Origin of the sequence: Salegentibacter sp. BLCTC, assembly GCF_015143665.1 — a bacterium.
GTDB lineage: Bacteria > Bacteroidota > Bacteroidia > Flavobacteriales > Flavobacteriaceae > Salegentibacter > Salegentibacter maritimus.
The window spans coordinates 343,835-359,696 of record NZ_WYEW01000003.1; the positions used below are offsets into that span (position 1 = coordinate 343,835).

Sequence of the window (15,862 nt, forward strand, 5' to 3'; positions counted from 1 at the left end):
TTTTTGTGAAAGAATCTAATCCTTTTGTTTTTACTACTGGCGTGCTGGGCTATCCCATCTTGTTTGTGCTGCTTATTTGGCTGGTTTTTTGGTTTGAGATTCGCTTTGGGGTTAGTTTTAATAATTTTGGGGTGCGCCCCGGGGAACTTAAAGGTTTGCGCGGAATTTTATTTTCGCCTTTTATTCATAGCGATATAAAACATTTATTTAATAACAGTATCCCCCTTTTTGTGCTCTCTATGTCCCTTTTCTATTTTTATAGAAAAATTAGTTGGCCTGTTCTAATTATGGGGCTGTTACTTACCGGTATTTTAACCTGGAGCATTGGGCGGCCTGCGAATCATATTGGGGCTAGTGGAATAATATATATGCTTGCTGCTTTTTTATTTTTTAAAGGTATTTTTTCAAAATATTATCGCTTAGTGGCACTTTCTCTAATCGTAGTTTTTCTGTATGGTGGTATGCTTTGGTATGTTACTCCGATAGATCCGGAAATCTCATGGGAAGGGCATCTTTCTGGTTTGATTTCAGGTTTTGCATTGGCTGTTTTTTATAGGAAAAATACTATTAAGAAGCCTAAGTATGAATGGGAAAAACCAGAATACAGCGAGAAAGAAGATTTATTTATGCAGCATTTTGACGAAAATGGAAATTTTATTGAAAGACGCTTTGAAACGAACGAAGAGGAAGACCCTGAAGATGACTCAGGAATAACTTATCGCTATTTTTATAAGAAAGCGGACTCGGGAAAAGATAAGGCTAAATAATCTTAAGAAACTTGACGTTGCCTTATGGCTTCATACAAAAATACTCCACAGGCCACAGAAACATTTAAAGATTCAATTTTACCGAACATAGGAAGTTTTGCTTTTTTGTCTACGGCTTTTAAAATGGAATTAGAAACACCTTTGGCTTCGTTGCCCATTATAACAGCTGATGCCTGTTTAAAATCTACATCGTAGATATTGTCTTCTGTCTTTTCGGTAGCGGCTACAAGTTGCACACCTGAAGATTGAAGGTAAAAAACAGCATCTTTTATATGACTTACTTTTACAATAGGAAGATTAAATACTCCACCGGCCGAAGTTTTAACGGTATCGGCATTTAAAGGTGCACCTCCCTTCTCAGGAATAATAATGGCATCAACTCCTGTGCATTCTGCCGTTCTAATAATAGCTCCAAAATTGCGTACATCGGTAATTTGATCTAGCAATAGAAAAAGGGGAGTGGTTTTTTCTTCAAGAATTTTTTCGATGGTTTCTTCAAGATTTCCAAACTTTATTGGAGAGATAGTTGCTACCACACCCTGGTGATTTCCTTTAGAAAGTTTGTATAGTTTTTCTTCCGGAACGTAAGAGGTATTATAGTTGTTTTTTTGAATTAGACGGTTGAGTTCTTGAAATAAAGGTCCGGAAAGGCCTTTTTGAATATAAATCTTATCAATACTCTTTGCTCCCTGAATTGCTTCTATAACGGCTCTAATTCCAAAAATACGTGTAGTTTCTTCCATAAAGCAAAGGTAGGTTTTGTTTTTAGAATTATGGAACTACTGGAAATAAAAAAACCACCCGCTTAGGGGTGGCTTTTTAAGTATGATAAGAATTCCTGTTTAGAATCCGTCAGAATATTCAATGTCAAAGCTTACAACGTTGCCGTTAACCGAATTAACATTTCCTATTTCCATCACGCCATAGAAGTCCTGGGTTTCTATGTTGCCATCTTCGTCTTCAATCTCTCTGGTATCCTTGTATATAAATAGATCTCCGTCTACCAGACTTGTTGCAGAGGTGATCTCATTGCCATTTTCAAAAGCGGCTCTAGCCGAAAGCACATCAGCCTCTTCCAGGTCGAAATCGTTATCAGCTTTCACAAAGCTAACTTCAGAGTCACTAATTACTTCAAAACCGGTTGGCTCCATAAATTTAATATCAGCATTTTCAGTACCATCGGCAGAGATAACACCCGTTTGAAGGTTTAGCTGATTCATATTAAGATCTTTAGAGAGCGTTACAGAATTTGAATTCTGGAAATCTTTTGTAGTAATAGCAACGTGAGAAGAAACTACATCTGTGAGGTCGCCACTCGTAGCTGTAAACCTGTAGTAAAGCGTATCATTAACACCAAGACCTAAATCTTCGTAATTAGTTTCGCTTAATTCTACAGTTCCTTCATCTGTCGAAAGGTCCATGTCGCTATCTGCATAGGTGCCATCATTATTTTTTTTAAACTCTAATGTTACCTCATCAATTCCTGCTGAAAATGTAGAAACCTCATATGTTAACTCTACTGATGAAAGTGAGTCCATAGTAGTTACTGAAGGATTGTCTTCTCCTAGAGATATAGCTTTGTTTACCTCTATGGTAAAAGGATCGTTTGTCATATTGCCGTTGGAATACATACTTTGTATTGTAATGGGATATTCGCCAGTTTCCTGAATAGCCCCATCTTCATCGGTGAAAGTGAAATCTCCCAAAATAGATGAGTTGAAGGTTGCCGTTTCTCCTGAAACTGTCGCTGACCCAATAACAGAACCATCCTGAAGAATCTCTACGCTTTCTACACTTACGCCTTCGGCGGTAAATAGCTTTATGTTAAGATCTGCATTTCTATCTAAACGAGAAATGGAGTTATCACTTAAAGTGGCATATCCTCCTAAATCTACCAGTTCATTGTCAAAAGCTTCGTCATCTGTATCGCAAGAAGCAAAGCCAAAAGCAATAATTAAGCTAAGACTTATAGGTTTTAAATATTTTTTCATTATCAATATTTTATAATTTTATTTATAATCTTTTACAACTAATCTACATCCCAGAAAATAGGAGTTTGAGCAGTGTCACCTCCAATTGCTTCGGCAGCAGCCTCATAATTGTTTTCATTTAAGTTGGTCTCATCTACAGGATAAGTGTATCTTAAAGGTACCGGTGTTTCAAATTCAACAGGAATGTTTAGTTGTGGAGCATCATATTTTCTCCATAAAGACCATCCCTGGAAAGGATTATCAAACATAGCAATCCAGTATTGTGTGGCGAACTGAGCTACAGAGCCGTCATAGGCTACGGCAGGCTGAGCAAGATATGATGCGATTGCAGCTTCATCGGTTAATCCCCAGTAATTCATAGAGGCCGTAATTGCAGCGTTATAGTGAGTTTCAGCATCACCAGGTATGTTATAGCTAAGTTCGGCAGCTTTAGACTGGTTAAAACGAACTTCAGCATAGTCTAATAAGATACCTTCGCGAGTTGGCTGTAAGAAAGGATCACCAATGTGAGTATAATCACCATAGTTGTTACTAGCTCCGTAGATACCCCCAATATAACCTTCTTTATTTTCGTCGAAATAAACCATTCTTCTTGGGTCATTAAGGTCGTTCATATAATCTATGATGGTGTTAGAAGCAAGAAAGTCAGATCTTCCACTAAGTACAAGGTCTTCCCATAGTGGGTTGCCGTAAGGGTCGTTACCCTGGTATTGTACGGTGGCGTTATCTTCATTAGAGGTAAATACTCCATCGGCAACAGCAGATTCTACTGTAGATTGAGAAAGAGTAGGATTGGCATCAGAAATTCTCATTCCTAATCTCAATTTCAATGAATTGGCAAACATAGACCATTTGTTCATATCTCCACCGTAAATCACATCGGCAGAAGTGTATCCCTGTCCTGCAGATAGCATAGAGCCAACGTTGTTTAATCTAGTGATTAAATCTTCATAAATCATCATATCATCATCGTAGGCAGGAAGTGGAAATTCATCAGCTTTTCCTGCTTGAGAGTAAGGAATGTCTCCAAAACTATCTACAAGTACATGCCAGGCGTAAACTTCAATTACTTCTAACTGTCCCATACGCGCATCTTTTTCAGCTTGTTCAAGTTCAGTGTTTTCTGCTACAATACTTTTAGCATCTTGAAGATCAAGAATTACATCCCTATAGATTTCAGACCAAACATTATCTGGATTTTGTCTTGAAGTAAAATTATAGTTTGGTTCATCTAAATAAGTAGTAGTCGTAAAATACTGCGCTAAAAATCTGTACAGTCCGTCATTTACGTTAGGAGATGCCATATTATCTGATAGACTTACCGTGGCTGCGGTAAATAAAAAGTCAGAAGCAACCTCCGTAGGGTTTTTGGGATCTCTATTAAGATCCTCATATTGCTCGTCACTTTGGCAAGACCATAGTGTAACGAGTGCCGTTAGAGCTACAATATATTTCTTCATAATTTTTTAATTAAAAGTTAAATTTAAGACTAGCACCAATTTCTCTTACTGCGGGATAGGCACCAGACTGGTATCCCTGAACGTTTCCTGAACTAAGCCCTGCTTCTGGATCAGAATAAGGCATGTTCTTGTGAATTATCCAAAGATTTCGACCAATTATAGAAAGAGATGCATTGGTAAATGGAGTTGCATCTATAATGTTGGAACCAAAATTATAGGTTAAGCTAGCTTCTCTAAGTTTTACAAACGAAGCATCATATACGTGACCTTCGTTGGCATCTCTACCATATCCATAAGGATTACCAAAGTAATCTGTTCTTGCTCTAGTGGTATTTGGAGAAGTGTTGGTTACTTCATAAGTACCATCATCGTTGTAAGATACATCACCCTGAACTCCGTCAAGAATTACACCACCACCATTTGCAATGGTATTTCTCATTGGGTTTCCAAGGTCGTTAGTCCCAACACTACTTGCGTAAATTCCAGTCGCGCGTCCATACCAGGTATCTAGGGAGAAAACATCTCCGCCTTTTTGTACATCTACTAGAAAGCTTAAGGTAAGATTTTTGTACGAAATAGAGTTAGATACACCACCTGTCCAATCTGGCTGAATATTACCAATAATATAATTCGCGTTTGGTGTTCTTTCGTAATAACCAGCATCTGTAATTACACGGTTTCCGTTATCATCGTACACATAAGCAGTACCTCTAATCGCACCGTAAGGCTGCCCTGGGGCTGCGTTTATTGAAACCCCACCTTGAAGGCTTACAGGGTTTAATTGAAGGTTGTCAATTCCATCGGTTAATTCAAGAACTTCACTTCTATTTTTAGCCCAATTAATATTCATAGTCCAGTTGAAATCTTCTGTTCTAATTGGGTTAAGGGTTACAGAAGCTTCAATACCTTTATTTTCAATAGTTCCGGCATTCAGTAATTTTGTTTGAAATCCTGTTGCTGTTGAAACTGGTACTGGGGTAATTTGATTCTCGGTTTGAGAATTATAGTAAGACACATCAAAACCTACTCTTCTATCAAAGAAGTTTGCCTCCAGACCTATTTCATAAGACTTCATACGTTCTGGATCTAGAGCCAGGTTAGCTAATTGTGAATTGTTACTAGCCCATCCTGCAGATCCAAATGGGGCAGAGATTTCGTAAGTGTTAAAAACTCTATAAGGGTCAGTGTCATTACCTACTTCTGCATAGTTGGCTCTAAGTTTAGCGAAACTTAACCAGTTGGCATCTATAACATTGGAAAGGATAACACTGGTGGAAATAGAAGGATAATAGAAAGTGTTGTTTTCTTTTGGAAGCGTAGAAGAACGGTCTCTTCTAATAGTACCTTCTAAAAAATAGGTGTCTAAATATCCCAGTCCGGCTCTTGCGTATATACCGTCTAACATTCTGTCGCTTTCATATTCTTCCGGCGGATTCATAGGAGAAGCTGAATTGCTCAAAGCATAAAATCCAGGTGCATTTAAGCCACCATTGGTTTCAGCAAGTATGTAGTTGCTTTCGTTTCTACGTAAGTTAAAACCTATGTTACCATCCAGGTTAAGATCCTCGGTAACATCTTTGTTAAAATTAAGAATAAGATCGTAGTTGTATTCGGCCGCTCTATTGTTAAATCGCGAATAAGATGCGATATCTGCACTTCCAACATTTATTCTTTCTTCCTGTAATTCATCAAAAGTATCAAAAGAGAACCTTCCTAATACGCTAAAAACATCGCTTATCTCGTAGTTAAGGTTGATGTTACCAAAATATCTGTTACGAGTATCTGTTTGATAGTTTTCGTAAAGTGTCCAGTATGGGTTGTCAGAGTAGATAGGAGAAAGATTATCTGGCCCGTTCGGGTTCCACGTAATGTTTTCCCTTGTTGCAAAATATGCATCTCTTTGGTCGTAAAGATCTACATTAGTTTGCCACCATTGTCTAAATTGTTGCATTAGGTTACCCGAGCTATACCCGGTGCCATATCGGCCTTTACCGTCTGTTTTAGTATAGGAAATATTAGCTTGTGCAGAAAATTTATCTGTAAATTCATGCTGGCCGCTAAACTTTAAAGTATTTCTTTTAATACGGCTATTAGGTAAGTTACCCTGTTGATTAAAGTTTGTGGCACTTAATCGGAATGAACTTTTATCTGTTCCTCCGTCTAGAGCTATAGAGTTAATTGCGGTATAACCGGTTTCCCATATGTCATTTGGAGTATGTTCTCCAGCTTCCCAAGGGGTAGCTTGCTGGTAGAAATCATAGTCGGTTCCTTCCAATTGTGGATATATCGAATTCCACTGGTATACTGGTCGTCCATCAAACCTTCCTCCAAAAGAGGCATCCTCTGTAAATGGAGTTGTTAGGTCTGGGTTCCCATCACCATCAATATCAGAAAGGTTAAAATATCCGTCCTCAGATTGATAGTATGCCCCGTAACCAGCACCATATTGATCCTGATATTCCGGAAGCGTGTTATCATTTACGTGAGTAGTCATAAGTGTTGAGCTCACAGAAACTCCAATGCCCTTCCCTTTTCTACCTTTTTTGGTTTCAATGATTACCGCTCCATTTGCCGCTCTGGCACCATATAATGCAGTTGCAGCCGCACCTTTTAAAATGTTTATAGAAGCAATATCATTTGGGTTGATGTCTGAAGCAGCGTTACCGTAATCATAACCACCTCTACCAGAATCCTGTCCAGAGCGGTTATTGTTGGCGTTACTTACTGGAGTACCATCAATTACGAATAAAGCCTGGTTGTTTCCTGTTAAAGAGGAGTTACCACGAATTACTACATTGGAAGATCCTCCTAAAGTACCAGTAGATGATACTTTAAGACCTGCAACTTTACCAGAAAGAGAGTTTACGAAGTTCTGGGTTGGTACATCAGAAACTTCGCTACCATCTACTTCCTGAGTAGCATAACCAAGAGATTTTTTCTCTCTTTCAATACCAAGTGCAGTTACTACAACCTCATCTAATTGTGAAGAATCTGTAGTTAATGTCACGTCTATTGTGTCATTATTTCCTACAGTATATTCTGATGTTTGCATTCCAATGAAGGAGTAAACTAAAACATCACCTTGTGAAGCGGTGATGGAATAATTTCCGTCAAAATCTGTTTGGGTACCTGTGTTGGTGCCCTTAATCAAAACGGTTACGCCCGGAAGGGGTAACCCATCTTCATCGACTACCGTACCGGTAATCGTTCGTTCTTGTGCAAAAGTAATTTGCACAACTAACACTAATAATAGTGTTAGAATACTACTAAACTTTGTTTTCATTGTAAAATTTGTTTGAATTAGCCAATGCCAAATGTGCTAATAAATGGTTAATAAAACAAACTTTTACTTTTAAATATCCGCAGTAATTTTAAGGAAATGTTAATATTTATGCATAGAAAGTTTGGTTTCAGGGGTTCAGCTTTGCGGGTTAAAATGTTAAAAGGGTGTTTAGTTGAGATATTTATTTTTGAATATGTTAAAGAGGAAATAATAAAATTTTAGTTAAAAAATTAGTCTTCTCGAAAAAAATAGAAAATCATTAGAAATAAAAAAGTCCCCGGGTTTTGAAGCCGGGGACTTTTGAGAAATAAAAATGATTAAAAATTAATTTTGATCAGATGTAGATAGATTTGGGTTAGCATTAATTTCTGCCAGTGGAATTTTAAAGACCCAGTCGTCGTTTAAAGAAGGTTTCTCTACCTGGTAAGCATTCTGGTAAAGAACTTCAGAAGCTCCGGAACCTCCGTCTGCGGCGTGGTCAATACCTTCATCCCATCTAATATGATTAGTATATCCAAAACCTTCACCCCACATTTCCAGGCGCCACTGAAATTTTAGATGTTCAAAGAAATCATCTTCAGTAGTGAAGTCATCGGCATTCCAGGCACTGTCCCTTGCCTCGGCCAATGGTCGTAATGCTTCCTTGGCTCCATCCAGGTCATCCATCATTAACTTAGCTTCTGCTTCAATTAGGTACATTTCTGAAGAACGCATGTAAATAATATCATCTGGATCTATGGTGCCGGGATTAGCTTGTTTTAGTTTAAAGTGCATGTATGGGTGGGTATTATGTCCTGAAACCAGTCCGTACTCACTTTTAATTTCAGCTATGGCAGCATCAAACTCATCTTCGGTCGTGTAAAGCGGATTGGTGTTATTTGCCCAACCGCCATTACCGTTGGCTGCAGAAGTATTTGAGTTAGGGGCATCTGGTAAAAACACATCGCCTCTGTAGTCTGTGTCTGGAATAGCATCAACCAATCTTCGATCTGCAATTTTAGGATTGTTTCTAATTTGGCTACCGTTAAAGGTGTTGCTCGCTAAATAGAAATAAGATCTAAAGAAAGTGGTTTCGGCCTGAATAACATGACTTCCCCAAATAACTTCAGAAAGATCGTTGGTGTAAAAACCAGCTTTCCAATCGCTTTCGTTTAATAATGGGTAGCCTTCTCTGGCTTTTACAGCGGCATCGGCGGCAGTTTGCCAATCTCCTTTAGATAATGCCCACCGTGCTTTAAGGCCGTAGGCCACATTGATGTTTAATTGAGATTTGGCCTCAGCACCCCCCGAAGGTCTCGGTGCACCATTTTCAAAAGCGGTAATTGCGTCATTAAGATCTAAACCAATTTGAGTGTAAATTTCCTCCACAGTGGATCTTGGTTGGCTTGTAAAAGGTGATTCTGAAGAAAACAATAATGGTACACCTGGGTCTGTGGCCGGGTCACCAATTAAGTATCCTCTTCCAAAATGCTGCACCAATGATAAATAAGCGTAGGCTCTATAGGTATAAGCTTGCCCAAGAATGGAATTTAATTCAGGAGTTTCTGTTAATTCGCCACTGGTAATTCCATTGATCAATAAATTTGCATGTAAAATTATGTTGTAACGGTGGTACCACAGTAATTCCACCGTGAGTGAGGTGGGTTGTGTGTGTTCGTTCCATTGCATAGCGGATCGCCATGACAGGTTGTTGGCATTTGCCGAATGGATTAAACCACCGGTTATATTATCCCCTAACGGAACCCAATAATGGTTGTTTGCCCTAGCGCTATTACCTCCGGGGAAAACGGTCTGTGATTGAGAGTATAGGCCGCGGTGTACTCCATTTAAGACTAATTGCATGTTCTCCTGGCTCGCCAGGGCATCTGATGCCGAAATAGCGTCAGTTGGTGTTCTGTCGAGGAATTCCTCTTCGCAAGATGTTATTGATATTGCAAGGAACATCAATAGGATGTATTTTATTTTATTACACATACTCGTATTTTTTAATTATTAAAAGGATAGATTTAAACCTAGGGATACAATTCTTGGTGGGGAAAAGTCATCTCCCGGAGGAGTACCGGCTAAATTGTATTGAGGGTCTAAGCCTGCTCTTTCGCTACTTAAAAATAGGTTCTCACCAGTAATGGATACCCTTAAATTATCCAGTCCTAAGGCATCGGTAGCGTTTGCATTAAAACTGTATCCAAGATTAACGTTTTTTAGAGCCCAAAACGAAGCGTCGGTTAAGAACCTATCTGATTGTGTTCTCACTAAATCAGGATTCCCGTTTTCTAATCTGGGGACATCTGTGATGTCGCCCGGTTGTTTCCAGGCATTTAAAATATCCGGATGCAGGGATCTCCCATAACTGCCGCTATGCATTAAACTTGAATATGCGTTATCTAGTACGCTTCCGCCAATGCCGTAGGTAATTAGAAAGTCAAGATTGAAACCTTTGTAGCTAAAGCTATTAGCTATAGAGCCAAGCAAGTCTGGAATAGATGAATCTCCGGTGTAGGCTTGCTGGGTATCCTGCCAGTTGCTTGTAGTTTCAATGTTTCCTTGTGCGTCCAGTACAGGAACGCTTTCGCCGTCTGCATTATCTTCGTATAAATAGAATAATTGATCTCCTGTTTCAGGATCTACCCCGGCTGTTCTTAATAGGAAAAAGTCAAACCTTGAGCGTCCTTCGGCCCATCTTTTACTGCCATTTACAAATGGATCTGGTAAAGAGGTGATTTCGTTTTTAAAAGTTGAGGCTTGTAAGGTAAGGTCCCAATCAAAACCATTTCTGTTTAATAAATTTCCTGTTAAAGCTAGTTCCCAGCCTGAATTATACATGTCACCCAGGTTTACTGGAACCTGGTTAAGGCCGTTACTAAGGGCAATCGGTAAATTGTAAAGTAAATCGGTTGAATTTTTTCTGTAGTATTCTACAGATCCTTCCAGGAAGTTATTGAATAATGCAAACTCTAATGCTACATCATAGGTTTCAATGGTTTCCCATAATAAGTCGGTGTTTCCTATGTCTGTAAAAAGAATTGCAGGGTCTGCTGCGTTTGAGGTAATTGTAAACCTTGCTTGTGATAAATAACTGTCTAGTAAATCATCGTTTCCTACTTCTCCATAAGAGCCGCGAACTTTTAATTTGTCTATAAAAGGTACATTGCTCATAAAATTTTCCTGGTCAATACGCCATGAGGCGCCAACTGAGTAGAATGTTCCCCAGCGGTTGTCGGATTGAAACACCGATGATCCGTCACGTCTTATAGAGCCACTCAAATAATACTTATCATTGAAATTGTAATTAGTTCTTAAGAAGTAACCTTCAATAGCTTTATCAAAAGTGGCTCCATCAAGGTCTACAATATTAGAAAAATTTGCAAATTCATAAATACCATTGGCAGCCTGTATGGTTTTAAGTCCATCAATATTGGACCAGCTTCTTTCAAAGCTTTCATGACCTGCGGTGATGTCCAGGTTATGATTGCCAAAACTATTGTTGTAAGTTAAGATTTGATTGAAGTTTTCAACATCGCGCCTTACCCTTTCTTCGCTTAATCTTCCATCTGGCTGAGCATCACCAATAATCGCATTTTCATATTCTCGTTCCCATAATTCATTAATGTCACGGCCGTAGTTTAATCTGATATTAAGGCCGTCCAGAATTTCGTATTCTCCAAATAACCTAATTCCGTAGGTGTTGTCTTTATCTCTTTCGTTGTTTAAAACCAATTCCTGGATTGCATGTCTTCCCTGATTGATAGGTCTAGAACCGATATTAAACTCAGAATACCCTTCTCCATTATCGAAAACAGGCTGTCCAAAATCATTGGTAACAATGTTTCCTTCTAAATCGTTAACATAAACCGGATATATAGATCCAACGCCAAGAGCGAAACCAAATGGATTAACAATACTTCCTGTTCCGGCAGAACTAGGTCCCCTTGCTTCTGAAATGGCTATATTGGCATTACCTCCAACTTTAAGTTTGTCGTTAATATCAAACTCTGCGTTAAGTCGCGCTGTTAACCTGTCAAATCCAGAGGTAATAACGTAGCTTTCTTCATCTAAGTAAGAAGCAGAAAAATATACAGTGTGGTCGTCGCCACCTGCCGATACATTTAGGTTGTAATTTGTTCTTATTCCGGTTTGTTGTAATTCCTCAAACCAATCCAGGCTTTTGTAAATAACCTCTGCATTGGGATTTAATTGTCCATTTGTTCCTACTATTTCATCGTTTGGAACATTAAACGGGTTGTAGCCTAATTGATTATAAATGTTAGCACTCGCAAATGCAGGATCTCCATCTCCAGCACTTGAGTTTTTAAGTGCTTCCCACATAACTTCATAATATTCACCCGGCGATATTTGGTCGTATAATTCAATACCGTTGGTGACCATACCGGTTTGAGCGGAAACATTTATTTTGGTTGCTCCGGCTGTTCCTTTTTTGGTGGTGATTATTACAACACCATTAGCAGCTCTTGAGCCATACAGGGATGTGGAAGCTGCATCTTTAAGAACTGTGAACGATTGTATATCTTCCTGGTTAATCGCATTAAGATTACCTTCAAATTGAACCCCGTCTACAATGTACAGTGGGTCTGTATCTCCGTTTAAAGTTCCAACCCCTCTAATCACTATTCCGGGAGATTCTCCAGGGCCAGATGGAGATGTAAATTGTACTCCGGTAGCTTTACCTTCTATTGCCGCAATAGGAGAGGTTACGTTTCGTTGCTCCAATTCGGCTGATCCAATTACATTTGCTGAACCGGTAAAAGCGGCTTCACTTGAAGTACCGTACGCGACAACTACCACTTCATCTAAGGAGGCTGAATCGCTTCCCAGTGTTACGTCAATGATATTTGGGGAGCCAACCGTGATTTCTTTAGACTCCAATCCTAGAAAAGAAAAAACTAGCACATCTCCTTGTTCTGCTTGAATGGAGTACTTTCCGTCAAAGTCGGTTTGTGTGCCGGTTGATGTCCCTTTCTTTAATACATTTACCCCGGGTAGAGGAAGATTGTCTTCATCTGTTACTGTCCCGGTGATAGTCTTCTGTTGTGCATAACTCATTTGCACAATCAACGCCAGAAGTAATGTCAAAATACTACGTGGTTTTAGTAATTTTACTTTCATTATAACATTTGTTTGAATTATCTTGAGCTAATATCATAAAAAATAATTAATAATGTATGTATTTAGGTTTATTTTTTGTTTGGTTTGTTTTGCTTTGTGTTTGGTGAAGGGTTCTTTTATTTTCTTGGATTTTTTTTGAAATAAATTGCTGATTGTTTGATAAGTATATTTTTATTTCTACATTTGCAAACCCGAAAAAATAGGGGATTAATTTTAAATAATAATTAGGTAAAAGAAATTATGCCAACAATTTCACAATTAGTACGAAAAGGAAGAGCCCAGATGACCAAGAAGAGTAAATCGGCTGCTTTAGATTCGTGCCCTCAAAGAAGAGGAGTGTGTACGCGTGTATACACTACTACACCTAAAAAACCAAACTCGGCTATGCGTAAAGTAGCAAGGGTTAGGTTGACTAACGGAAAGGAAGTGAATGCTTACATTCCGGGTGAGGGTCATAATCTACAAGAGCACTCGATAGTATTGGTTAGAGGTGGAAGGGTAAAAGATTTACCGGGTGTAAGATACCACATTGTTCGCGGTGCATTAGATACTGCGGGTGTTGAAGGTAGAACTCAGCGTAGGTCTAAATATGGAGCCAAACGCCCTAAAAAGTAATTAAAAACTTTTAATGTAAAGAAATGAGAAAAAGACAGGCGAAAAAAAGACCGCTTTTACCAGATCCAAAATTTAATGATCAGCTTGTAACACGTTTTGTGAACATGATGATGTGGGATGGTAAAAAATCGGTTGCCTTTAAAATTTTCTATGATGCAGTGGCTATTATAGAAGAGAAGAAACAAGACGAAGAAAAAACCGGTTTGGAGATTTGGAAAGATGCATTATCTAATGTTATGCCTCACGTAGAAGTTAGGAGTAGACGAGTTGGAGGTGCTACGTTTCAGATACCAATGCAAATAAGACCGGATAGAAAAGTGTCTACTGCTATGAAGTGGTTGATTTCTTTTGCGCGTAAGAGAAATGAGAAGTCTATGGCGCAAAAATTAGCTGCTGAGATTCTTGCTGCTGCTAAAGAAGAAGGTGCTGCGGTTAAGAAAAGAGTAGATACTCATAAAATGGCTGAGGCTAATAAAGCATTCTCTCACTTTAGATTCTAAAATAATGGCACAAAGAGATTTAAAATTTACCAGAAATATAGGAATTGCAGCTCATATTGATGCAGGTAAAACTACAACAACAGAGCGTATATTGTTCTACACTGGAGTGAATCACAAAATTGGTGAGACTCACGAGGGTGCAGCAACTATGGACTGGATGGAGCAAGAGCAGGAGAGAGGTATTACTATTACATCTGCCGCTACACATTGTACATGGAATTATAGAGATCAGGAGTATGTGGTGAACATTATTGATACTCCCGGTCACGTTGACTTTACTGTTGAGGTAGAGCGTTCTTTACGTGTTTTAGACGGTGTTGTGGCTTTGTTTAGCGCTGTTGATGGTGTTGAGCCTCAATCTGAAACTGTTTGGAGACAGGCAGATAAATATAAAGTACCGCGTTTAGGGTTTGTGAATAAAATGGACCGTCAGGGAGCTGACTTCTTTAATGTGTGTAAGCAGGTTAGGGAAATGTTGGGTGGAAATCCTGTGCCATTGCAAGTGCCTATTGGTGATGAAATTGACTTTAAAGGGGTTGTAGATCTTATATCTAAGAAAGCAATAGTTTGGGATGATGATAACTTCGGAATGACTTATACCGAGGTGGATATTCCTGCTGAACTTCAGGAAGATGTGAATAAATACCGTGCAGAGCTTGTGGAAGCTGTTGCAGAGTATGATGAGAGCTTAATGGAGAAGTTCTTTGAGGATGAAGATTCTATCACTGAAGATGAGATTATAGCTGCTTTAAGGGCTGCAACTATAGATATGTCTATCATACCTATGATGTGTGGTTCTGCTTTTAAAAATAAAGGAGTTCAGGCGATGCTTGATGCCGTGATGAGGTATATGCCTTCTCCGGTAGATGTAGAAGCTATCGTTGGGACTAATCCAGAAACAGGAGAAGAAGAGTCGCGTAAGCCTCATGTAGATTCTCCTTTCTCTGCATTGGCATTTAAAATTGCTACCGATCCTTTTGTTGGTCGTTTGGCATTTTTCCGTGCTTATTCAGGTGGGTTGGATGCAGGTTCTTACGTGTTGAATAACCGTTCTGGAAAAAAAGAGCGTATTTCTCGTATTTACCAAATGCACTCGAACAAGCAAGAGCCTATTAATAGGATTGAAGCTGGTGACATTGGTGCTGCAGTAGGTTTTAAGGATATTAAAACCGGAGATACACTTACCGATGAGAAGCATCCAATTATTTTGGAGTCTATGACTTTTCCTGAGCCTGTAATTGGTATCGCGGTAGAGCCTAAGACGAAAGCTGATGTTGATAAGATGGGTATGGCTTTAGCTAAACTGGCTGAAGAAGATCCTACTTTCCAGGTTAAGACTGATGAGATTTCAGGTCAAACCATCATCTCAGGTATGGGTGAATTACATATTGAAATTCTTGTAGATCGTTTAAAGAGAGAATTTAAAGTAGAGGTTAACGAAGGTCAACCTCAGGTAGAGTACAAAGAAACAGTAACTAAGCACGCAGATCATAGAGAAGTTTATAAAAAGCAATCTGGTGGTCGTGGTAAATTTGCTGATATCGTATTTGAAATGGGGCCTGTTGATGAGGATTTTGAAGGAAAAGGGCTTCAGTTTGTTGACGAAATTAAAGGTGGACGTATTCCTAAGGAATTTATTCCTTCCGTAGAAAAAGGATTTACTGAAGCTATGAAGAATGGACCTTTGGCTGGATTCCAAATGGATACCCTTAAAGTTGTTTTGAAAGATGGATCATTTCACCCTGTGGATTCTGATCAGCTTTCTTTCGAATTGGCTGCTAAAATGGGTTACAAAGCTGCGGCTAAAAAGGCCGGTGCTGTAATTCTTGAGCCAATTATGAAAAACGAAGTGGTTACTCCAGAAGAAAATATGGGGGATATTGTTGGTGACCTTAATAGAAGAAGAGGTCAGGTAAACAGTATGTCAGATAGATCTGGTGCTAAAATCATTAAAGCGGAAGTGCCTTTAGCTGAAATGTTTGGGTATGTTACTACATTAAGAACATTGTCTTCTGGTAGAGCAACTTCTACGATGGAATTTTCTCACTATGCTGAAACTCCTTCTAATATTTCTGAAGAAGTGATTAAGGCAGCAAAGGGTACAAACGAATAATATTAGGAA

At 38.9% G+C, this 15,862-nt stretch carries 10 protein-coding genes; 4 read left to right on the forward strand and 6 right to left on the reverse strand.

From position 1 onward, the window contains the following. The first annotated feature begins 5 nt into the window (after positions 1-5). On the forward strand, positions 6-767 hold the full coding sequence (locus GUB10_RS04775) for a rhomboid family intramembrane serine protease (RefSeq protein WP_193710303.1): 762 nt from the start codon (positions 6-8) through the stop codon (positions 765-767). Between the two features lie 2 nt (positions 768-769). On the opposite strand, the gene rlmB is transcribed toward GUB10_RS04775, so the two are convergent. The 6 genes from rlmB to GUB10_RS04805 all read right to left on the reverse strand — a co-directional run bounded on the left by rlmB (position 770) and on the right by GUB10_RS04805 (position 12,625). Beyond that, positions 770-1,510 carry a 23S rRNA (guanosine(2251)-2'-O)-methyltransferase RlmB gene (gene rlmB, locus GUB10_RS04780; RefSeq protein ID WP_193710304.1) on the reverse strand — a complete coding sequence of 247 codons (741 nt, stop codon included), beginning with the start codon at positions 1,508-1,510 and terminating at the stop codon, positions 770-772. Positions 1,511-1,609: 99 nt separating this feature from the next. Continuing rightward, positions 1,610-2,758, reverse strand: a complete 1,149-nt coding sequence (locus GUB10_RS04785; protein ID WP_193710305.1) for a hypothetical protein — start codon at positions 2,756-2,758, stop codon at positions 1,610-1,612. A 38-nt stretch (positions 2,759-2,796) separates the two neighbouring features. After that, entirely contained in the window at positions 2,797-4,218 is a 1,422-nt protein-coding gene (locus GUB10_RS04790; RefSeq protein ID WP_193710306.1) for a SusD/RagB family nutrient-binding outer membrane lipoprotein, read from the reverse strand. 10 nt (positions 4,219-4,228) lie between these two features. Then, the gene (locus GUB10_RS04795) at positions 4,229-7,501 is read right to left on the reverse strand and encodes a SusC/RagA family TonB-linked outer membrane protein (protein WP_193710307.1); all 3,273 of its coding nucleotides are present in this window, start codon (positions 7,499-7,501) and stop codon (positions 4,229-4,231) included. A 324-nt stretch (positions 7,502-7,825) separates the two neighbouring features. Then, complete coding sequence (locus GUB10_RS04800) at positions 7,826-9,475, reverse strand: RagB/SusD family nutrient uptake outer membrane protein (RefSeq protein ID WP_193710308.1); 1,650 nt, start codon at positions 9,473-9,475, stop codon at positions 7,826-7,828. 18 nt (positions 9,476-9,493) lie between these two features. Then, a complete protein-coding gene (locus GUB10_RS04805; RefSeq protein ID WP_193710309.1) occupies positions 9,494-12,625 on the reverse strand; it encodes a TonB-dependent receptor in 3,132 nt (1,043 codons plus the stop codon). 240 nt (positions 12,626-12,865) lie between these two features. On the opposite strand from GUB10_RS04805, the gene rpsL reads away from it, so the two are divergent. Genes rpsL through fusA form a run of 3 tightly spaced genes read left to right on the forward strand, consistent with a single transcriptional unit; the run spans position 12,866 to position 15,853 of the window. Then, complete coding sequence (gene rpsL / locus GUB10_RS04810) at positions 12,866-13,240, forward strand: 30S ribosomal protein S12 (RefSeq protein WP_193710310.1); 375 nt, start codon at positions 12,866-12,868, stop codon at positions 13,238-13,240. A 23-nt stretch (positions 13,241-13,263) separates the two neighbouring features. Then, positions 13,264-13,740 carry a 30S ribosomal protein S7 gene (rpsG, locus tag GUB10_RS04815; RefSeq protein WP_193710311.1) on the forward strand — a complete coding sequence of 159 codons (477 nt, stop codon included), beginning with the start codon at positions 13,264-13,266 and terminating at the stop codon, positions 13,738-13,740. A 4-nt stretch (positions 13,741-13,744) separates the two neighbouring features. Continuing rightward, a complete protein-coding gene (fusA, locus tag GUB10_RS04820; protein WP_193710312.1) occupies positions 13,745-15,853 on the forward strand; it encodes an elongation factor G in 2,109 nt (702 codons plus the stop codon). Positions 15,854-15,862: the final 9 nt, after the last annotated feature.